The 19,210-nt window shown below is 45.1% G+C and carries 19 protein-coding genes and 1 pseudogene; 8 read left to right on the forward strand and 12 right to left on the reverse strand.

Going from position 1 to position 19,210, the window contains the following annotated elements; genetic code table 11:
- Nucleotides 1-75: 75 nt before the first annotated feature.
- Both DWW23_RS05620 and DWW23_RS05625 read left to right on the forward strand, forming a co-directional pair.
- Entirely contained in the window at nt 76-1,275 is a 1,200-nt protein-coding gene (locus DWW23_RS05620) for a pyridoxal phosphate-dependent aminotransferase (protein ID WP_122352286.1), read from the forward strand.
- Between the two features lie 16 nt (nt 1,276-1,291).
- Nucleotides 1,292-2,536 carry an ABC transporter permease gene (locus tag DWW23_RS05625; RefSeq protein WP_122352287.1) on the forward strand — a complete coding sequence of 415 codons (1,245 nt, stop codon included), beginning with the start codon at nt 1,292-1,294 and terminating at the stop codon, nt 2,534-2,536.
- A gap of 29 nt (nt 2,537-2,565) precedes the next feature.
- On the opposite strand, the gene DWW23_RS05630 is transcribed toward DWW23_RS05625, so the two are convergent.
- Complete coding sequence (locus DWW23_RS05630) at nt 2,566-3,729, reverse strand: glycosyltransferase (protein WP_122352288.1); 1,164 nt, start codon at nt 3,727-3,729, stop codon at nt 2,566-2,568.
- 116 nt (nt 3,730-3,845) lie between these two features.
- On the opposite strand from DWW23_RS05630, the gene DWW23_RS05635 reads away from it, so the two are divergent.
- Nucleotides 3,846-4,508 carry a vancomycin high temperature exclusion protein gene (locus tag DWW23_RS05635; RefSeq protein ID WP_122352289.1) on the forward strand — a complete coding sequence of 221 codons (663 nt, stop codon included), beginning with the start codon at nt 3,846-3,848 and terminating at the stop codon, nt 4,506-4,508.
- 97 nt (nt 4,509-4,605) lie between these two features.
- Complete coding sequence (locus DWW23_RS05640; RefSeq protein WP_122352290.1) at nt 4,606-5,820, forward strand: multidrug effflux MFS transporter; 1,215 nt, start codon at nt 4,606-4,608, stop codon at nt 5,818-5,820.
- On the opposite strand, the gene DWW23_RS05645 is transcribed toward DWW23_RS05640, so the two are convergent.
- Nucleotides 5,815-6,642, reverse strand: coding sequence for an AraC family transcriptional regulator (locus DWW23_RS05645; RefSeq protein ID WP_122352291.1), 828 nt, complete (start codon nt 6,640-6,642; stop codon nt 5,815-5,817). The two genes, DWW23_RS05640 and DWW23_RS05645, sit on opposite strands and share 6 nt — an antisense overlap.
- A gap of 67 nt (nt 6,643-6,709) precedes the next feature.
- Here DWW23_RS05645 and DWW23_RS05650 point away from each other — a divergent pair, with 67 nt between their 5' ends.
- Both DWW23_RS05650 and DWW23_RS05655 read left to right on the forward strand, forming a co-directional pair.
- On the forward strand, nt 6,710-7,975 hold the full coding sequence (locus DWW23_RS05650; protein ID WP_122352292.1) for a putative DNA modification/repair radical SAM protein: 1,266 nt from the start codon (nt 6,710-6,712) through the stop codon (nt 7,973-7,975).
- A 63-nt stretch (nt 7,976-8,038) separates the two neighbouring features.
- Complete coding sequence (locus DWW23_RS05655) at nt 8,039-8,803, forward strand: TIGR03915 family putative DNA repair protein (protein ID WP_122352293.1); 765 nt, start codon at nt 8,039-8,041, stop codon at nt 8,801-8,803.
- Between the two features lie 52 nt (nt 8,804-8,855).
- Here the strand turns inward: DWW23_RS05655 and DWW23_RS05660 are convergent.
- From DWW23_RS05660 to DWW23_RS05690, 7 genes and pseudogenes are all read right to left on the reverse strand, one after another.
- Nucleotides 8,856-9,384 (reverse strand): annotated as a pseudogene (locus tag DWW23_RS05660) (ORF6N domain-containing protein).
- 61 nt (nt 9,385-9,445) lie between these two features.
- Nucleotides 9,446-10,186: a shikimate dehydrogenase gene (locus DWW23_RS05665; protein WP_122352294.1), complete on the reverse strand. Its 741-nt coding sequence runs from the start codon at nt 10,184-10,186 to the stop codon at nt 9,446-9,448.
- Nucleotides 10,187-10,206: 20 nt separating this feature from the next.
- Nucleotides 10,207-10,971, reverse strand: coding sequence for a bifunctional demethylmenaquinone methyltransferase/2-methoxy-6-polyprenyl-1,4-benzoquinol methylase UbiE (ubiE, locus tag DWW23_RS05670; RefSeq protein WP_122352295.1), 765 nt, complete (start codon nt 10,969-10,971; stop codon nt 10,207-10,209).
- A gap of 6 nt (nt 10,972-10,977) precedes the next feature.
- A complete protein-coding gene (locus DWW23_RS05675) occupies nt 10,978-11,928 on the reverse strand; it encodes a phosphoribosylaminoimidazolesuccinocarboxamide synthase (protein WP_122352296.1) in 951 nt (316 codons plus the stop codon).
- Between the two features lie 13 nt (nt 11,929-11,941).
- On the reverse strand, nt 11,942-12,952 hold the full coding sequence (locus DWW23_RS05680; protein WP_122352297.1) for a PhoH family protein: 1,011 nt from the start codon (nt 12,950-12,952) through the stop codon (nt 11,942-11,944).
- Nucleotides 12,953-13,071: 119 nt separating this feature from the next.
- Nucleotides 13,072-13,386, reverse strand: coding sequence for a type II toxin-antitoxin system RelE/ParE family toxin (locus DWW23_RS05685; protein ID WP_122352298.1), 315 nt, complete (start codon nt 13,384-13,386; stop codon nt 13,072-13,074).
- A complete protein-coding gene (locus DWW23_RS05690; RefSeq protein ID WP_122352366.1) occupies nt 13,371-13,619 on the reverse strand; it encodes a hypothetical protein in 249 nt (82 codons plus the stop codon). The genes DWW23_RS05685 and DWW23_RS05690 overlap by 16 nt, the downstream gene beginning before the upstream one ends.
- Before the next feature lie 106 nt (nt 13,620-13,725).
- On the opposite strand from DWW23_RS05690, the gene DWW23_RS05695 reads away from it, so the two are divergent.
- A complete protein-coding gene (locus tag DWW23_RS05695; protein ID WP_122352299.1) occupies nt 13,726-14,376 on the forward strand; it encodes a DUF5715 family protein in 651 nt (216 codons plus the stop codon).
- Nucleotides 14,377-14,392: 16 nt separating this feature from the next.
- On the opposite strand, the gene DWW23_RS05700 is transcribed toward DWW23_RS05695, so the two are convergent.
- Together DWW23_RS05700 and DWW23_RS05705 are read right to left on the reverse strand one after the other, a co-directional pair.
- Nucleotides 14,393-14,752, reverse strand: coding sequence for a co-chaperone YbbN (locus tag DWW23_RS05700; protein ID WP_122352300.1), 360 nt, complete (start codon nt 14,750-14,752; stop codon nt 14,393-14,395).
- Between the two features lie 124 nt (nt 14,753-14,876).
- Nucleotides 14,877-16,181 (reverse strand): anaerobic C4-dicarboxylate transporter family protein, encoded by a 1,305-nt coding sequence (locus DWW23_RS05705; RefSeq protein ID WP_122352301.1) that lies wholly within the window; start codon nt 16,179-16,181, stop codon nt 14,877-14,879.
- Nucleotides 16,182-16,274: 93 nt separating this feature from the next.
- Between DWW23_RS05705 and galB the strand changes: the two genes are divergently transcribed.
- Nucleotides 16,275-18,782 (forward strand): beta-galactosidase GalB, encoded by a 2,508-nt coding sequence (galB, locus tag DWW23_RS05710; RefSeq protein WP_122352367.1) that lies wholly within the window; start codon nt 16,275-16,277, stop codon nt 18,780-18,782.
- Between the two features lie 65 nt (nt 18,783-18,847).
- On the opposite strand, the gene DWW23_RS26370 is transcribed toward galB, so the two are convergent.
- Complete coding sequence (locus DWW23_RS26370; RefSeq protein ID WP_147382596.1) at nt 18,848-19,033, reverse strand: hypothetical protein; 186 nt, start codon at nt 19,031-19,033, stop codon at nt 18,848-18,850.
- Nucleotides 19,034-19,210: the final 177 nt, after the last annotated feature.

Raw genomic sequence — 19,210 nt, forward strand, 5'->3', positions numbered from 1 at the left:
TTTTCAATTTTCAACTTTCAATTTTCAATTATTTCCTATCTTTGCCGAACTTTAAACTAACATATAGAAAAAGTAATGCCTAATATCTCACAGCGGGGTGTCAACATGCCGGCTTCCCCCATTAGAAAACTTGTTCCGCTAGCCAATAAGGCTAAGGCAAAGGGTACCAAGGTGTACCATCTGAATATCGGTCAACCGGATTTATCTACTCCTGAGGTCGCGATGGAGGCGATGCGCCGTATTGATCGTAAGGTTTTGGAGTATTCACCCAGTGAAGGGATTCGTAGTTTCCGTGAGAAATTGGTTAAATATTATGCGAAATTCAATATCAATGTCGATGTTGACGATATAATCATCACTACCGGTGGCTCGGAAGCTGTGTTCTTCTCTTTTATGGCTTGTCTGGATCCGGGGGATGAAATTATTGTTCCCGAACCTGCGTATGCAAACTATATGGCGTTTGCCATTTCCAGCGGGGCTGTGATCAAAACGGTTCCGTCTACTATCGATGAAGGTTTTGCCCTTCCTTCGGTAGAACGTTTTGAGGAACTGATCACACCGCGTACGAAAGCGATCCTGATCTGTAACCCGAACAATCCGACCGGCTATCTGTATACACAGAAAGAAATGGATCAGATTCGTGATATTGTGAAGAAATACGATCTGTTCCTGTTTTCGGATGAGGTATATCGCGAGTTCTGTTATACGGGAGCCCCTTATATCTCTGCTTTCCATTTGAAAGGGATAGAGAATAACGTGGTGTTGGTCGATTCTGTTTCTAAACGTTACAGCGAATGCGGTATCCGTATCGGGGCGCTGATCACGAAGAACCAGATGGTGAAGGAAAATGTTATGAAATGGTGCCAGGCCCGTTTGAGTCCTCCATTGATCGGACAGATCATTGCCGAGGCTTCATTGGATACGCCTGAAGAGTATATGTTGGAGGTGTATAACGAATATGTGGAACGTCGCAAATTCCTGATCGACGGTCTGAATCGTATTCCGGGATGCTATTCTCCGATCCCTATGGGAGCTTTTTATACGGTTGCCAAACTGCCCGTGGATGATGCCGATAAGTTCTGTGCCTGGTGTCTGGATGAATTTGAATATGAAGGACAGACAGTCATGATGGCTCCGGCTTCCGGTTTCTATACAACACCGGGTCTGGGTAAGAATGAAGTACGTATTGCTTACGTATTGAAAAAAGAAGATCTGGCAAATGCGTTGGTTGTGCTGGCTAAAGCATTGGAAGCTTATCCGGGAAGAGTCATTTAACGAATTATAAAGTGATTTGAACTTAGAATTATTTATAGCACAAAGAATTCATTTCAGTAAGGAGGGGGACCGTCAGGTAACACCTCCTGCTGTTCGTATTGCCATAATTGGGATTGCGCTCGGACTGGCGGTAATGATTCTTTCGGTGGCTATTGTAATCGGGTTTAAAAAAGAAGTCCGTAATAAGGTGATCGGTTTCGGCTCTCATATCCAGATCACCAATTTCGATAATAACAGTTCGTACGAAACGACACCGATTGCGGTGAGCGATTCCTTGCTTCAGGCTCTTCAGGAGTTTCCCGGGATCAAACATATAGAAGCATATGCCACTAAGATGGGGATTCTGAAAACGGATAGCGATTTTCAGGGGATTGTATTGAAGGGTGTCGATACGGATTATGATTGGAGTTTCTTCCGGAATAATCTGAAAGAGGGTGAAATCCTTACGATAAACCCGGATAAAAGTTCGATAGATATCATTATTTCCAAATATTTATCCGATTTATTAAATCTGAAACTGGGAGATTCGGTTCGGACTTATTTCGTTCAGGAAGATGTCCGTGCACGCAAATTCAACATAGCCGGGATTTACGAGACTGGTTTTATGGATTACGACAAGTTGTTTGTCCTGGCGGATATCAAGCAGATACGTCGTTTGAATGGCTGGGATAAAGACGAAGTCAGCGGACTGGAATTGCTTGTCGATGACTACAACGATCTGGATCAGATAGCAGAAGACCTGTATTTCAATTTGGTTGAACAACAGGATCGTCATGGAAATACCTATTTTACCCGTTCGATCAAGGAGATGAATCCGATGATATTTAACTGGCTCGATGTGTTGGACGTGAATGTGGTCGTTATCCTTATCCTGATATTTTCTGTTGCCGGTTTTACAATGATTTCCGGTTTGCTGATTATTATTCTGGAGCGGACTAATATGATCGGTATCCTGAAAGCGTTGGGAGAAAACAATGCCAGTATCCGTAAGATATTTCTCTATATCTCTTTCTTCCTGATAGGGAAAGGGATGCTTTGGGGAAATGTGATCGGGATTGCCATCTGTCTGATCCAGTCTCATTTTCATATAATAAAACTGGACCCGTCTACCTATTATCTGGATGCAGTGCCTATCGATCTGAGTGTACTCTCTTTAGTTCTGCTGAATATCGGAACGCTGTGTGCATCCATGTTGATGATGCTCGGCCCGTCTTACCTGATTACAAAGATCGATCCCGCCAAAAGTATTCGATTCGAGTAATCTTCCATTAATTCTCAATTCTCAATTATTCACAGCCTGAACGTATAATCGTTCTTCCCTCTGAATATACGGTATATTCTTACATACAGATTGAACAGAGGTAAGATCAACTCCAATAGAAATAGCCAGCCTGTGACCGGTTTCTGTTGCAGGAGCTTGGCCGATTTGTGTAGGATGGCAGCTTTACAGGAAAACCGGATTGTGTAAAGTAAGCCGGCCAGTATGGAGATCAACCAGTTTCCGAGGATACCCAATACGATACTGGTAATAACCGCAATGAAGAACAGGAAGTAGCTGATGCTCTCCGTTCTGAAAAAGGTCAGATTCCAACCTTTATAATAACGCTGGGTCGCAGCACGTGATACTTTCATTTCTTTCCACATACTGAAACGGTCTATCTTGGCCATTTCGGTGATGCTATCCGGAGAATATTCCACCCACGTGTTATCTTTGGTGGCGGATTCATTGATGAACAAATCATCGTCTCCGGCATGCAGGCTGAGCGATTTGTAATAACCCTTATGAGCAAAGAACAAGTCTTTCCGGTAGGAGAGGTTACGGCCGTTTCCGGTATAGGGATTTCCGGTAAGGGCAGACGAAATGTATTGCAGTCCGGTCATCAGGTTATCGTAAGCGACCAGTTTGTGGAAAAATCCTTTATGGGGACCATACGCACAGAAACCTAAAATAATGCTTGTCTTGGATGTATAGTTGCGTGCCATAGCAGATACCCAGTTTTTACCCATCGGTTCGCAATTAGCCTCGGTGAAAAGGAGGATATCGTATTTGGCAGCTTTGATTCCGACGGTGAGTGCCAGTTTTTTGCGGCTCAGGTATTTTACGTCTTCCGGAATATAGGTGTGATAAAGGTGATCGTATTCGTTTTTGAAGGTTTTTAAAACCTCGTCACTCTCATCCGTGGAGCCATCGTTGACGACGATAATTTCGTATTCCGGATAGTTCTGGTTCAGTAAAGCCGGGAGATGTTTCCTTAGATTCTCCGATTCGTTCTTGGCATAGACAATCACGGAAACGGCGGGTTTCGCCTGTCCTGCCTCCATTTGTCTCCTTTTTGCCTGTCTCAACGGACGGGCATAAGTAACAAGATAATACAAAAGCTGGATGATGAAAAGACCGGCAGTTGTAGCCGCCAGGATCAATTCTATATGGTTGAAAATAAGTAAGTCGTTCATTCTTGAATTTGTAAATTTTAAAAACGTACAAATGTACATGTTTCCTGCCTAATAACCACACTCATAAAAGAAATATCCCGTTTCGTTTATTCTACTGAAAAATACTATATTTGTAGATGGCGAATAAAAATAAAAGAAAAGAGGTGGTTGGTGTGCTTGCTGGTGTTCTGTTCACTGCTTGTCTGCTGGTTGGTATTGTGATACTATCCTGCCATGTTCGTATTCGTAATTATGCAAAGGAACTCGTTTATGACGATACGGAACAAATCCCGGAAAATAAAGTCGGTTTATTGCTGGGAACTACACCGATGTTGAAGAACGGACGGAGTAACCTGTATTTCGATTACCGGATCGAAGCCGCTGCCGAATTGTATAAGTCCGGAAAGATAAAATATATCCTGATCAGCGGGGACAACCGTCGGCGAAATTATAACGAGCCTGAAGAGATGAAAAAAGCTCTTCTGATGTACCATATTCCCGATTCGGTCATTGTTCTGGATTATGCAGGACTGCGTACCCTGGATTCGGTTGTCCGTGCCAGGGAGATATTCGGGCAAGATCGTTTCACCGTTATTTCTCAACGATTCCATAATGAACGGGCTTTGTTCCTGGCTAGTAAGCATGGGATTCAGGCTGTCGGTTTCAATGCACGTGATGTGGATACCTATGCCGGATTCAAGACACGTATCCGCGAGTTGCTGGCGAGGGTAAAAGTCTTTATCGATCTGGCGATACGGAAGCAACCGCGCCATCTGGGTGAACCGGTCCCTATTCCCTGAAAGTTCCTGTTTATACCAGTAAATGTGCAATTAATGTAAAAGACGGACGGAAAGAAGGAAGTACTTTTGTCGCGGTAATTTTAATAGGTATAACGTGATGAATAGAAAAATGGGAATCGTGGTTCTGGTCCTTTCCTTACTGGCGGCTCTGGAACCTCTGAGTATAGACCTTTATCTTCCTGCTTTTACAGATATTGCTGAGAGCCTGCAGGTTTCTCTGGGTGAAGTACAAATTTCCTTATCCATCTTCCTGGCGGGTTTTGCCCTCGGACAATTGTTCTGGGGATCGCTATCCGATTATTACGGACGGAAAAATCCGATTCTGCTGGCAACTGCTTTATACACCGTAAGTTCGTTTACTTCCATCTATGTGACTTCGATAGAACAACTTTGGGTAATCCGTTTCTTTCAGGCTTTCGGTGGGTGCGCCGGTGTTGTGGTCGGACGTGCAGCCGTAAACGACCTGTTTGTGAATGAACAACGGACAAAAGTATTCTCTTTGTTGGTGATTATTTCAGGTATTGCTCCTGTTATTGCACCGACTATCGGTAATTTACTTTTAAAACAATGGCATTGGCACGGGGTGTTCAATACAATGGCATTGTTAGGCGCTTGTACCATTTTGCTGACCTGGGTATTTCTTCCGAAAAGTAAACCGATACCTTTATCCGAGGGTGTAACAGCAAAGAAACCTTCGTTGAGGGAGATGACGAAAGGATATGTGCGGGTGATGAAAGTATGGCCGTTTGTGGTTTATACGATTATTGGCTGTATGGCTTACGGCGGTTTGATGGTGTATGTTTCCAATGCTCCGTTCCTGATCATGGAGAAGGGAGGAATGTCGGGAGACACGTTTGCCATTATTTTCGCAGTCAATTCGTTGGGTTTGATGTTCGGTACCTATATTATTAATTTCTTCCTGAAATATATGACGTTGAAGAAGCTGGTGAGATATACGCTTGTCTTTCAGTTGTTGATCGGGGTATTGTTGGTGGTGACTTCGTTGGTGTCGACTTCCGTCATACCTTTGCTGGTGCTGGTTTTCCTGAATCTGATTCCGATCGGGTTGCTGCTTCCGGCAACGACTTCGCTTGGATTGGCTTATTTTAAGGAAGATAGCGGGGCAGCTTCGGCATTGATGGGATTCCTGCAATTATTGTTTACCGGGATATTGTCGGCGGTAGTCAGTTTCCTGCAGAACAATTCGGTGGTACCGATGATGTGCGGATTGTTTGTTTGCGGACTGACCTCTTTCGTGTTGTTGTTTGTCGATACACGGCGACGGTTGGCGGTGATCAAAGTTCGTTCATGACAGGTCTTTCTTCAGTAACGACCGGAATTGTTCGGGGGTACAGCCACTTTGCTCCTTAAAGAAGCGGGTGAAATAAGAAGCTTCGCTAAATCCCAGGCTGAACGCTATTTCCTTGAAGCTCGAAGCTCCGGAACTGATCATGCGTTTGGCTTCCAGTAATAGCCGTTGGTCTATCAGTTGTTTGACTGTGTGGCCAACGGCCTTTTTTGTAAGCTCGTTCATCCGTTTGTTGCTGAGGTTTACTTCGCGGGCATAGAAGTCGGTCGTACGTTCGTTGATGTAGTGCTTGTCTATCAGGGATAAGACTTTGCCGACACGTATATCCTGGTCGATCCGGGTGTCGGTATATAATAGCAACAGATGGGTGATCAAAGCATGCATGTATGAGTTGAGCAGGCTTTTCCGGTGTAGCTCTTCATGTTCGCAGTAGATCAGATGAACGATCTGGCGGACGGCAAAGATTTCTTTCTCCGGGAGAAGAAGCATATTCGGAAATGTATGATCCGCATACCTCTCGATATGAAGGCAGAGGCGCTCGAAATAATCGGGATTGATAGCGAACAGGAATCCTTTCTGATCTTTTAGTTTCAGTGTATGTACTTGTCCGGGACGGAGCAGGTAAAGCTGGTTGGCTTGCAACGGATATTCGACGAAGTCGATGCTGTGGCTTTCGTTTGTCCCTGTTTCCGTAAAGAATTGCAGTTCGTAGAAATTGTGCCGGTGCGATCCCTGAAAATTCAAGGGCGCACAGTTTTCGATCCGTTCGACGACAAAGAAGTCCGTTTCATCCAGGTTATGTACGGGAATATTATCTAAGAACATTTCACTCTGTTTTATCGCAAAGATAGCTTTTTAATCCTTATTTTTGTATGGCATATCCTCCTAAAATATGAATGAAACTGTTCTCGAAAAACTGAAAATATTAGCAGAATCAGCTAAGTATGATGTATCCTGCGCGTCAAGCGGTACTTCCCGTTCCGGAAAGAAAGGAATGGTCGGAAGTGCGGCAGGGTGGGGGATTTGCCATAGTTTTGCGGAAGACGGGCGATGTATTTCCTTACTGAAGATCATGCTGACCAATTATTGCATGTATGATTGTGCCTACTGTATCAACCGCCGGAGCAATGATCTGCCCCGGGCGACGCTTTCCGTAACGGAGCTGGTCGATCTGACGATCGAGTTTTACCGGAGGAATTACATAGAAGGTCTCTTCCTGAGTTCGGGGGTGGTGCGTAGTCCGGACTATACGATGGAACGTTTGGTCCGTGTCGTGAAAGACCTGCGGCTGATACACCGTTTCAACGGTTATATCCATATGAAGAGCATTCCCGGAGCCAGCCAGGAACTGGTGAATGAAGCCGGGTTGTATGCCGACCGTCTCAGTGTGAATATCGAGATACCCAATGAGAAAAGTTTGCAGACTCTTGCTCCGGAAAAAGACTTCAAGAGCGTGTTTGCCCCGATGCGCTATATTCAGCAGGGCGTGTTGCAAAGTGCGGAGGAAAGGAAGCGTTTCCGGCATGCACCCCGCTTTGCCCCTGCCGGGCAAAGCACGCAGATGATCATCGGAGCGACAGCCGATACAGACAAAGATATTCTCCGTTTGTCGTCAGCTCTTTATCAGCGTCCGACGATGAAACGTGTTTATTATTCGGGGTTTATCCCGGTGAATGATTATGACAACCGGCTTCCGGCATTGAAGCAACCGCCTCTGGTGAGGGAAAACCGTTTGTATCAGGCAGATTGGTTGTTGCGTTTTTATGAGTTTAAGGTGGACGAGATCGTGAATGATGCTTACCCGGAACTGGATCTGGAGGTCGATCCGAAGTTATCGTGGGCACTGCGGAATCCGCATATGTTTCCGGTCGATATCAATAAGGCGGATTATGAGTTACTTCTCCGTGTACCCGGTATCGGGGTGAAATCGGCGAAGATGATCGTTGTCTCCCGCCGCTATTCCCGTCTGGGATCGGAACAATTGAAAAAGATCGGGGTCGTGATGAAGAAAGCGCAATACTTCATCACCTGCCATGAATTGGCGATGCGGACGGTAAACGAACTGACGCCGGAGAATGTGCGCCATATCCTGACTCAGAAAAAAGGCAGGAAGCTGGACGACCGCCAACTAACAATTCAATTTCAGGATGTATTGTGAACGTGATGTAGAGGTAGAAAAGTTGCATTCTTTACGGGTGCGTGGATTGAAACAGGACGTATTGTGATTGCTTTTATATATGACAAAACTTTCGAGGGGTTACTGACTGCCGTCTTCGACGCTTATGTCCGGAAGTCTTTTCCCGATGTGCTGCTGGCGGAAGGCGAGCCGTTACCTCTGTTTTGCGAGGAAACGGTGACGATTTATTCCGACAAGAAAAAGGCGGACCGGGTTTGGAAAGGGCTTGAAAAGAAAGTGTCGAAACTATCCCTGTCGGGGTTGACAGTCTCCTGGCTGTCGGAACTGCCGGAGGTCGATATGTTGTTGTTCCGTTATATCCGTAAGGCGCTCGATCATTCCAAGTCCATCGAGTTGAATTTCGGCGATCCCGATGTACTGCAGATTTCCAAAGTCTGGAAGAAAGTGAGTAACGAGCGCCTCCGCATCATGCAGTTTCTCCGTTTTCAGAAAGCATTGGACGGCACTTACTTCTCTGCCGTCGAGCCTATATATAATGTATTGCCGCTTGTCCTTCCGTATCTGAACGATCGTTTCGGTGATCAGAAATGGCTGATCTATGATATGCGCCGGGAGTACGGCTATTATTATGATCTGAAAGAGACGATCGAGGTCCGTTTCGAACAGAAGGAAGAGCATCTGTTATCCGGTTTCCTCAATGAGAGTCTGATGGATAAGGATGAGAAATTGTTCCAGCAGATGTGGAAAGAGTATTTCAAGACGATTGCTATCAAAGAACGTATCAACCCGAAGCTGCACCGCCAGCATATGCCTGCCCGTTTCTGGAAGTATATGACGGAAAAACAGTAGGAAAAGCCTGAATATGGTTTCTGCTTATTTTTCCACGTATGGGAAAAGGTAGTTATTGGGGTTTCACAAATCCTACCGGTTTGCGTGGCTTATCCGATAGTCTTTTTTGTATTTGTAATTCAGCCAGTGTTTTATTGATCAAATCCAACTGTGTCCGGGTATCCTCATTAATATCATTGTAATCGGTGAAGACTTCTTCTATGTATTCTTTTAACTGCTTGACTTCTTGTTGCAACTCATGTAATTCATTTTTCGGAGGTGTGAGTATTTGGTGACGAATTACAACGAAAACGCGCATGATACTCATGTTTATTTGTATAGCTGTTTTAGAGTTAAGAACGCTACTTAGCATGGCTACTCCCAGTTCTGTGAAGGCATACGGATTTCGTCTGATACCCATCTTTATGGAATTGGAGGTCACAATTTGTGACTTCCAATTTTGAGTTTCTTCGTTTGTTAATTGAAACATAAAATCTTCGGGGAAGCGATCCGAATTGCGTTTTACCGCCCAGCATTACTTTCCGTCCTCTTATCTCATAAATCCTATTTTGGATTGTCTGCAATTCATCTTTGTCTTTCATAATTAATGTGTTTTGATTGTTATATTGTAGATGTGTGGGGTAATTACCACCTCACAACCTTTTATTTCTGCCAGATTTCCCAGGCTGCGAACGCTTGCAACAACAGCATCTCAAGACCGTTTTTAACGACGGCTCCTTTTTCTTTTCCTTTCTTCATGAAAAGTGTTTCATCCGGGTTATACAGCAGGTCGTATAACAGATGGTCTGGGGTGAGCAGATCGTAAGGAATATCCGGGCAACTGTTGATGTTAGGGAACATTCCGAGCGGTGTGGTATTGACAATGACAGTGTATTGTTCCATCGTCTTAGGTGTGATCTCCTCATAGGTAATGCAAAATTCTTTTGGCTTGCGTGATACCAAAGTAGCTCCGACACCCAACTGCTTCAATCCCTGGAAGACTGCTTTAGAAGCTCCGCCTGTTCCGAGGATCAAGGCTTTCCGGTGTGTTTCATTCAATAAAGGTTCGATCGACTGCTTGAAACCGATAATGTCGGAATTGTAACCTTTCAGTTTCCTGCCGAAAAGACCTTTTGTAAACTTGATCACGTTGACGGCACCGATCAGGCGTGCATCTTCATCCAGTTCGTCCAGATAAGGGATCACCTGTTCTTTATAAGGGATCGTAACGTTCAAACCATTTAATTCGGGATTCTCTTTCAGAACATTCTTTATCTCTTTGATGTTCGGAATCTCGAAATTTACATATTGAGCATCTATCTTTTCCGCCTCAAACTTCTGGTTGAAATAAGTTTTGGAAAACGAGTGCCCGAGTGGATATCCCAATAAACCATATTTCTGCATAACCTTCTTCTTTTTTATGTTTAAATTGTAGGGGCAGTTCGCGAACTGTCCTTACTGGCTGTATATAATGAACAAATCCCAAAGGTAAAGGTACGTGCTTTCGCCTGTGCAAAACCTTGCCGTGCGAGTAGTTTCTCCATAACCTTTCCTTGAGGAACGACCTTGATGGATTCCGGTAAATAACTGTATGCCGCTTTTTCCTTTGAGAACAACCGGCCTATAAATGGAATGATCGTCTTTGAATAAATGCGGTAGAGCTGTTTCATCGGAAAATGTTCCGGGGTGGAAAGCTCCAGGATCATGAGATGGCCACCGGGTTTCAGGACCCTGAACATCTCTGCTATTCCTTGTTCTATATTTTCAAAGTTACGTACTCCGAATGCGGCAGTAACGGCATCGAACGAATTGTCCGGATAAGTGAGCGCCGTACAGTCTTGTTGTTCGAACGAGATATGCTCCGAAAGACCGGCACGGGCTACTTTTTCACGTCCGACCTGCATCATGCCTTCCGAAATGTCGGCGCCGATGATCCGGTCTGCCTTCAGTTTCTTTTGCATGGAGATGGCCAGGTCGCCTGTTCCGGTTGCGATATCCAGTATTGACTTCGGAGAAAAAGGACGCAGGAAAGCAATACCTTTCCTGCGCCATATTTTATCAATTCCGAACGAGAGCGTATGGTTCAGCAGATCATATGTGCCTGCAATCGAGTCGAACATACGTCTGACTTGTGTGCTCTTTTGTTCTTCCCTGTTGTAAGGTAAAATCTGTTCCGAACCGTACTTCATACATTCTTATTTATTGTTCAGATAATCTGTAACGTTCTTTTCGATACGTGCAAGCAAGTCGTCTGTATCGCCTTTCACGAATTTTTCGCCGGTGATGTGTTCGAATAATTCGATGTAACGGTCGCTGATACCTTCGACGATAGCCGGAGTCATTTCAGGAACAACCTGGCCTGCTTTACCTTGGAAGCCGTTATCCATCAACCATTCGCGAACAAATTCTTTAGACAGCTGTTTCTGCGGTTCACCTTTGGCGAAACGGTCTTCGTAACCTTCTGAATAGAAATAACGGGAAGAGTCCGGTGTATGAATCTCATCGATCAGGTAGATCTTACCGTCACGGTGACCGAATTCATATTTGGTGTCGACCAGGATCAGTCCGCGTCCGGCTGCGATCTCTGTACCACGTTTGAACAGCTCCATTGTATATTTTTCAAGAACGGCGTAGTCGGCTTCAGAAACAAGTCCCTGTTTCAGGATTTCTTCTTTGGAGATATCTTCGTCGTGAGCACCGATGGCAGCTTTCGTTGTCGGGGTGATGATAGGTTCCGGGAAACGCTGGTTTTCGCGCATACCTTCCGGCAGTTTCACACCACAGATTTCGCGTACACCGCTTTTGTAAGCACGCCATGCGCTACCGCAAAGGTAACCGCGTACGATCATTTCAACAGGGAAACCTTCGCACTGTACACCAACGGTAACCATTGGGTCGGGTGAAGCCATTTTCCAATTCGGGCAAATGTCGGTGGTCGCGTCAAGGAATTTGGCAGCAATCTGGTTCAACATCTGGCCTTTGTAAGGAATACCTTCCGGCAATACTACGTCGAAAGCTGAAATACGGTCGGTTGCGACCATCACCAATACTTCGTCATTGATATTGTACACGTCGCGTACTTTACCATGATAGACACTCTTTTGTCCCGGGAAATTGTAATCTGTTTTAACTAACGCCTTCTTCATGACCAATTTATTTTTAATTGTTTTCTGATAGTTTGTTGTTCTTTTCTATTGTTGTTTTAGGCGAGTGGGCCTTTGTCTCACTGCGTCGTTTATCGTCGAATTTGTCGTACGCTTCCACTATACGTTGCACCAGTTTATGTCGTACGATATCTTTCTTATCGAATTCAATTTTGCCGATCCCTTTTACGCCTTTCAGTATCTGCATGGCCTGCACGAGTCCGGAAGTTGCTGTGGGGGGAAGGTCGATTTGCGTTACGTCACCGGTAATAATCATTTTAGCGTTCATACCCAGGCGGGTGAGGAACATCTTGATCTGGTGCGTAGTCGTATTTTGTGCTTCATCGAGGATAATAACGGCATCGTTCAGCGTACGTCCGCGCATAAAAGCCAGCGGGGCAATCTGAATCACATTATTTTCCATATATTCTTTGAGTTTCGCTCCCGGTATCATATCCTGCAGGGCATCGTACAACGGCTGGAGGTACGGATCGAGCTTGTCTTTCATCTCTCCCGGAAGGAATCCCAGCTTCTCGCCGGCTTCGACGGCGGGACGACTCAGGATGATCTTTCTTATTTCTTTGTTCTTTAATGCTTTTACGGCCAGGGCGATGGCTACGAATGTCTTACCCGTTCCGGCCGGGCCGGTGGCAAATACCAGGTCGTTATTTTCGAATGCCTTCACCAGTAATTGCTGGTTTTCGGTACGGGCAACGATCGCCTTACCGTTCATCCCATGAATGATCAGGTTCTCCTGTTTAACGACAGTCGGGGCTTTACCTTTGATAATGTCGAGTATGACATCTTCAGTCAGGGAATTGAACTCTTCGCAGTATTTCTCAACTTCCCGGATTTTCTTCAGGAACAGTTCGGATTCATCTTCGTCTCCGATTACTTTCATCACATTTCCTCGGGCAACGATGCGAAGCTTGGGAAACAGTGTTTTGATAAGCTGCATGTTCGCATTGTTCACTCCGTAAAAAATAACCGGGTCTACACTTTCCAGAATATATATTCGTTCTATCATCCGTTCTTTTCCTTTTTCCTTATAATTTTTATGTTTTTATCCCATCTATTATTTAGGTACGCAAAATTAGTAATATTCTTTGTCTCCTAAATAGATTCGGGCTTTTTTTTGAGATATAACTATCGGAACATTTCTTTAAGCTTCCAGTCGTCTTGCCTGCAATCCCATATGGCATGTATTTCGATGAGGTCGGGACTGATCGTATAGATCAGCTTGTAATGTTTTTCGACAACAAACGAATGAAAGTTTTGTGGAAAATCCTTTAATGAAGGTTCGAGAGGTCCTGCGTGAGGAAATGTCTTTAACAAGTCGGCAGAATCAATAATTCTGTTATATAAGCGAACGGCAGAGCATTCGCTCTTCTTACTGTAATAATCGTAAATATTTTCAAGTAAGGTAATAGCTTGTGGTAACCACTTTAATCTTGTTGGCATAGAGGATGTCTTTTTCGTAATTCATCGGAAGTCATACCTAACCCTTGTTTGGATTCTTCTATAGATTTCTTCAACACCTCTTTCAGCTCATCTACCGTCATTTGTGCCGGCAGGCGTTCGACTTTCTTGCCTGTGTGCTGGCTGATAAGATTTTTGATCTTATGCAACAACTGCTCGTCATCGATTTGCTTTAATTGTTCAATCAGTGAAAGTTTTAGTTCTAAAGTACTCATATCCATATTCTTTTATTTATACTGTTTACAAAAGTACGAAATCTTTTTTCTCTTGTCCTGTTAAGTCTGTTATTTTTCTTATTTTTGTTTCCCAAAATCAAAAGGGATGAAATTATTTATAAATACAATAAGTTTACTGGCCGTATTGATGGCTGTTTGTGCTTTTTCTTCTTGCAAGGAAAAGCGGGGTGAGTTGAAAACCATTTGGTATAATGGTAGTTATAACCGGGACTTTAATGACTTGAATGATGTTCAACTGGCGGTAGCACAGAAAATAGGAATAGAACCTATCAGTAATCGGGATGATGCCGAACATGCCTCTAAGAAAATGAAGGAGATCAAGACCTGCGATTATTATGAAGTGGAAGAATTGAAACATTCCATCCCTTATCTGATCCCCGAAGCTGCTACATTGCTGGAAGATATCGGACGGAATTTCCAGGATTCCCTTTATAACCTGAATGCTTCCATCTATAAAATAAAAGTGACAAGCGTTACCCGTACAGTCGATGATGTGAAGAAATTAGGAAAACGTAACTATAACGCTTCCATGAATTCAGCTCACCGCTATGGTACTACTTTTGATATATCCTGGGTTCGTTACACTAAAATAGACGAAAAGGATACCTTGAATATCGATAGCGACCGTCTGAAAATGGTACTTGCGTCTGTGCTCCGCGATCAGCGAAAGGCTGAACGTTGTTATATCAAGCACGAACGCAAGCAAGGCTGTTTCCATATTACAGTCCGTAAATAACGGAGTGTAATGACTCTTATTTCAGGATATTTTCTTCAATGATCTTTTTTAACTCGTGCTTGGGCATTGTTCCGAGCATGAATTCTTTTGTCCCGTCCGGTTTGCAGATAAGGAGTGTAGGGATAGTACGGATGTTGAATGCCGTTTCCAAAGCTTCCTCATCGTCTACATTTACTTTATAGATATCCAGTTTCCCGTCATACGTTTCGGCGAATTCATCCAATATCGGGTCCAAACGTTTGCAGTAACCACACCATGGTGCCTGGAAATCTACGATACAAGGTTTATCTCCTATGTATTTCCAATCTTTCGGGTCAGCTTCGAAATTACCTACTTTCTGAATGAAATCTGCTTTTGTCAATTCTACTGGTTTCATATGCTTATTGTTTTTATTTACAGTGCAAAGTTACACAGGATAAAGAATCGGTGACATAGCAATATGGCTAATATACTTGTCAATTTTTCCGTATGGCCGTTTTAAAAGTTACTGCCGACTATCCTTAAAATAATTGTATAAGAAGTAGTCCAAGCAATACAGAAACTCCGGTTGCGATCAATCCGGGGATCATAAAAGAGTGATTCAGGATATATTTTCCGATATGGGTGGTTCCTGTACGGTCAAAATTGATTGCAGCAACGACTGTCGGATAATTCGGTATGAAAAAGTAACCGTTTACGGCAGGGAAGAGGGCGATTAACATATAAGGAGATATTCCCAGCGCCAATCCTAAAGGAAGCAAAGCACGTACGGTTGCCGCTTGGCTGAACAGCAGAATAGACATCAGAAACAGGGCGATCCCGAATAACCAAGGCATTTCGGTAACGATCTGTTCAATCGAGCCTTTCAGCTCCGCCATATTCCCGCCGATAAACGTATCGCCCATCCAGGCAATACCGAAGATGGCGACAACGGCCTGCATACCGGCAGAAAAAACCGAACCCTGAACGGCTTTGATCCCGTCCGTCCGGGTTGCCAGCAAGATGATGGCGGCAGCCGACAACATCAATATCTCGATAATGTAAGCCATCGACAGAGACTGGCCGTTGAATGTCGGACGGATACTTTCAATCGAACCGAACAGGATAATACCGATAGTCGCCAGGATAAAGATGATGACCGACCAACCGGCCGCTTTCTGATTCTTTACATCTTTCAACTCATACTTCTGGGTCGTGAATTCTCCTTCTGCAATACGTCTTTTGAATTCAGGATCGTCTTCCAGCTCTTTACCGACACGCAGGGAATAGAAAGCACCAGCCAGCACGCCTGCCAGCGTACAGGGTACGGAGATCATCAGAATATCGAATAGAGTCACATTGAACCCTTGTCCCACCAGCATGCTCAACAGAGCCACGGTAGCCGCAGAGATCGGACTGGCGGTGATAGCCTGCTGTGAAGCAATCACGGCGATACCCAGCGGGCGTTCCGGACGTATTTTCGTTTCGGTTGCCACTTCCGCGATAACGGGTAAAACCGAGTAAGCTACATGCCCTGTACCGGCAATGAACGTGAAAACATAGGTAACCAGCGGACTTAATATTGTAATTTTGGAAGGATTCTTACGAAGAAGTTTTTCTGCCCATTTCACCATCAGGTCCAGACCACCGGCTGCCTGCATGCAACTGGCTGCAGCAATGACGGCTACGATCATTAACATCACGTCGATAGGAGGAGAGGTTGGTTCGAGGCCGAAGACAAAAGTCAGTACGGCAAGCCCGAGTCCACCTAAAACACCAAGCCCGATACCACCAAGACGGGCTCCGATTATAATTGCAATTAGTACAAACGCTAGTTGAATTAACATATTCAGTAACTTGTTATTGTAGATTTAGTTTGTGAAAGCTGCAAATTTAGCTATTTTTGCTGCGCTAAGAACTACAAAAACATTAAAATGCGCATGAAAAGATTCAATTTAGTTATTTTAGTCGCGTTATTCGGACTGCTGACCAACCTTTCAGCACAAGTACGTAGTGAGTTCCTTCTGGAGAAAAACTGGAAGTTCACCCGTGAGGATAACCCCGACTTTATCAAACCCGCTTTCGACGACAGTAAATGGCAATCGGTGACAGTGCCTCACGATTGGGCGATATACGGTCCGTTCAGTTCCCAGAACGACAAGCAGGAAGTAGCCATTTCACAGGATGGCCAGAAAGAGGCAATGGAACACGCCGGACGTACAGGCGGTCTGCCTTTTGTTGGTGTCGGTTGGTACCGTACTGAGTTTGAAGTCCCCCAGTTCGCTGAAGGTAAAAAAGCATCCATCCTGTTCGATGGAGCTATGAGCCACGCGAAAGTGTATATTAACGGAGAAGAAGTAGGGTATTGGCCTTACGGATATAACTCGTTCCATTTCGATATTACGAAGTATCTGAAACCGGGACAGAAGAATACATTGGCTGTCCGCCTGGAAAACCAGCCGGAATCATCCCGCTGGTATCCCGGAGCCGGTCTGTATCGGAACGTGCATGTGATTGTTACGGAAGATGCGCATATCCCTGTTTGGGGAACGTATGTGACAACTCCTATTGTAAAGAAAGAATATGCCAAAGTGAATGTAAACACGAAGGTGAACCTGCCGGCAGGAGCTGACCCGAAACAATATGCAGTAAAAACAAGCCTTCGTAATCCGAACGGACAGATGCTGGTAGAGACAATGCTTCCATTGACCGACATTAAATATAATAACGGTTCGGTCGACCAAGAGTTTATTGTTCATACTCCGACACTTTGGTCACCGGATATGCCGGCCCTGTATGTGGCAGAAAGCCGTTTGTACCGGAACGGAACCGAGTTGAAAGACGAATACACGACCCCGTTCGGTATCCGTTCTATCGAGATCATTCCGGGTAAAGGCTTTTTCCTGAACGGTGAAAAGACCGTGTTCAAAGGCGTATGTAACCACCATGACCTGGGGCCGTTGGGAGCAGCCGTGAATGATGCCGCTATCCGTCGCCAGATCCGTATCCTGAAAGAGATGGGGTGTAATGCGATCCGTACTTCCCACAACATGCCTGCCCCTGAACTGGTGAAGGCTTGTGATGAGATGGGTATGATGCTGATGGCTGAAAGCTTCGACGAGTGGAATGTCGCTAAATGTAAGAACGGCTACAATCTCTTCTTCGATGAATGGGCGGAAAAAGATATGGTAAACCTGGTTCACCATTTCCGTAATAACCCGAGTGTGGTGATGTGGTGTATCGGTAATGAAGTTCCGAACCAGTGGATTGAAGGAGATGCCAAGATCGCCCGCTTCCTGCAGGACATCTGCCACCGGGAAGACCCGACTCGTCCGGTAACGCAGGGTATGGATGCGCCGGATGCTGTCGTAAACAATAACTTTGCTGCGGTAATGGAAGTGGCCGGTTTTAACTACCGTCCGTTCAGATATCAGGTTAATTACAAGAAACTACCGCAGGAAATTATTCTGGGAAGTGAGACGGCTTCAACGGTAAGTTCACGTGGTGTCTATAAATTTCCGGTTGAACGCAAGGCGATGGCTGTCTACGACGATCATCAGAGTTCTTCTTACGACGTAGAGCATTGCGGCTGGTCAAACTTGCCGGAAGACGATTTCATCCAGCATGAAGACCTGCCTTATTGTATCGGCGAGTTCGTATGGACCGGTTTCGACTATCTGGGTGAACCGACTCCGTATTATACTAACTGGCCGAGCCATAGCTCCCTGTTCGGTATCATTGACCTGGCCGGTATTCCAAAGGACCGCTACTATCTGTATCGCAGTCATTGGAACAAGGCTGAAAAGACGTTACATGTCCTGCCTCACTGGACATGGCCGGGACGCGAAGGTGAAGTGACTCCGGTGTTCGTTTACACCAACTATCCTTCTGCAGAGCTGTTCATCAACGGAAAGAGCCAGGGCAAACGTACGAAAGATCTGAGCATCGGCATTGACAGCAGCTATACCGAAGCAGCTCAGAAGAGTTTCGAACGTCAGAAACGCTATCGCCTGATGTGGATGGATACCAAATATGAGCCGGGTACGCTGAAAGTGGTAGCTTATGATAAGGATGGAAACGCCGTTGCCGAAGAGGAAGTACATACAGCCGGTAAACCTCATCATATCGAGCTTTCTGCTGATCGCAATAATCTGACAGCCGATGGTAAAGACCTGTCTTTTATTAACGTACGGGTAGTGGATAAAAACGGTAACCTTTGTCCGGATGCCACCAACCAGATCAAGTTCAATGTTCGTGGAGCCGGTACATATAAAGCGGCCGCCAACGGTAATTCGGCAAGCCTCGAATCTTTCCAGGCTCCACAGATGAAACTGTTCAGCGGACAGCTGACCGCCATCGTACAAACGGAAGAGACTCCGGGAACGATCTACTTCGAAGCTTCTTCACCGGGAGTCAAGAGTGCACGGATCGAGTTGATAAGTAGATAAGATTATTAAAATCCCCTTCGCAGAATGATGTGCGAAGGGGATTTTTTTATGGATAGATTCGGATATTATCCTATTTGTATGTTACTTTTCTCTTGAAAGAAAAGTAACCAAAAGTTCAAGGCTGCACCTGCCTCGCTACTCCGCATCCTGCGTTCGCTGTCGCCTCCGAAACTCGCTTCGCTCAAACAGCGGATGCTCCGGGCGCTCTCTCCGGCTGCTGCGCTTAACGCTCGCCAGCTGAGGCCTTTCATAGAACGCAAAGCGTTCTCTTATGATTGCCGATACTGGCAGTTCTTTAGGCTGTCAGCACGGGATGACAGGTTTGTTATCAATCCCGAAGTCCCAAGCTTGTCATTCCGGGCTTGACCCGGAATCGTGCAAAAAGCAAGCGGTGTCGGCAATCCTAAGAGGAAGCTCTGCTTCCTATG

It is taken from the genome of Parabacteroides sp. AF14-59 (assembly GCF_003479515.1).
GTDB classification, from domain to species: domain Bacteria; phylum Bacteroidota; class Bacteroidia; order Bacteroidales; family Tannerellaceae; genus Parabacteroides; species Parabacteroides faecis.

Coding starts and splice junctions, on each gene's coding strand:
- DWW23_RS05620 (WP_122352286.1), top strand. CDS start 76: ATGCCTAATATCTCACAGCGGGGTGTCAACATGCCGGCTTCCCCCATT.
- DWW23_RS05630 (WP_122352288.1), bottom strand. CDS start 3,729: ATGAACGACTTACTTATTTTCAACCATATAGAATTGATCCTGGCGGCT.
- DWW23_RS05635 (WP_122352289.1), top strand. CDS start 3,846: ATGGCGAATAAAAATAAAAGAAAAGAGGTGGTTGGTGTGCTTGCTGGT.
- DWW23_RS05640 (WP_122352290.1), top strand. CDS start 4,606: ATGAATAGAAAAATGGGAATCGTGGTTCTGGTCCTTTCCTTACTGGCG.
- DWW23_RS05645 (WP_122352291.1), bottom strand. CDS start 6,642: ATGTTCTTAGATAATATTCCCGTACATAACCTGGATGAAACGGACTTC.
- DWW23_RS05650 (WP_122352292.1), top strand. CDS start 6,710: ATGAATGAAACTGTTCTCGAAAAACTGAAAATATTAGCAGAATCAGCT.
- DWW23_RS05665 (WP_122352294.1), bottom strand. CDS start 10,186: ATGCAGAAATATGGTTTATTGGGATATCCACTCGGGCACTCGTTTTCC.
- ubiE (WP_122352295.1), bottom strand. CDS start 10,971: ATGAAGTACGGTTCGGAACAGATTTTACCTTACAACAGGGAAGAACAA.
- DWW23_RS05675 (WP_122352296.1), bottom strand. CDS start 11,928: ATGAAGAAGGCGTTAGTTAAAACAGATTACAATTTCCCGGGACAAAAG.
- DWW23_RS05680 (WP_122352297.1), bottom strand. CDS start 12,952: ATGATAGAACGAATATATATTCTGGAAAGTGTAGACCCGGTTATTTTT.
- DWW23_RS05685 (WP_122352298.1), bottom strand. CDS start 13,386: ATGCCAACAAGATTAAAGTGGTTACCACAAGCTATTACCTTACTTGAA.
- DWW23_RS05690 (WP_122352366.1), bottom strand. CDS start 13,619: ATGAGTACTTTAGAACTAAAACTTTCACTGATTGAACAATTAAAGCAA.
- DWW23_RS05695 (WP_122352299.1), top strand. CDS start 13,726: ATGAAATTATTTATAAATACAATAAGTTTACTGGCCGTATTGATGGCT.
- DWW23_RS05700 (WP_122352300.1), bottom strand. CDS start 14,752: ATGAAACCAGTAGAATTGACAAAAGCAGATTTCATTCAGAAAGTAGGT.
- DWW23_RS05705 (WP_122352301.1), bottom strand. CDS start 16,181: ATGTTAATTCAACTAGCGTTTGTACTAATTGCAATTATAATCGGAGCC.
- galB (WP_122352367.1), top strand. CDS start 16,275: ATGAAAAGATTCAATTTAGTTATTTTAGTCGCGTTATTCGGACTGCTG.
- DWW23_RS26370 (WP_147382596.1), bottom strand. CDS start 19,033: ATGAAAGGCCTCAGCTGGCGAGCGTTAAGCGCAGCAGCCGGAGAGAGC.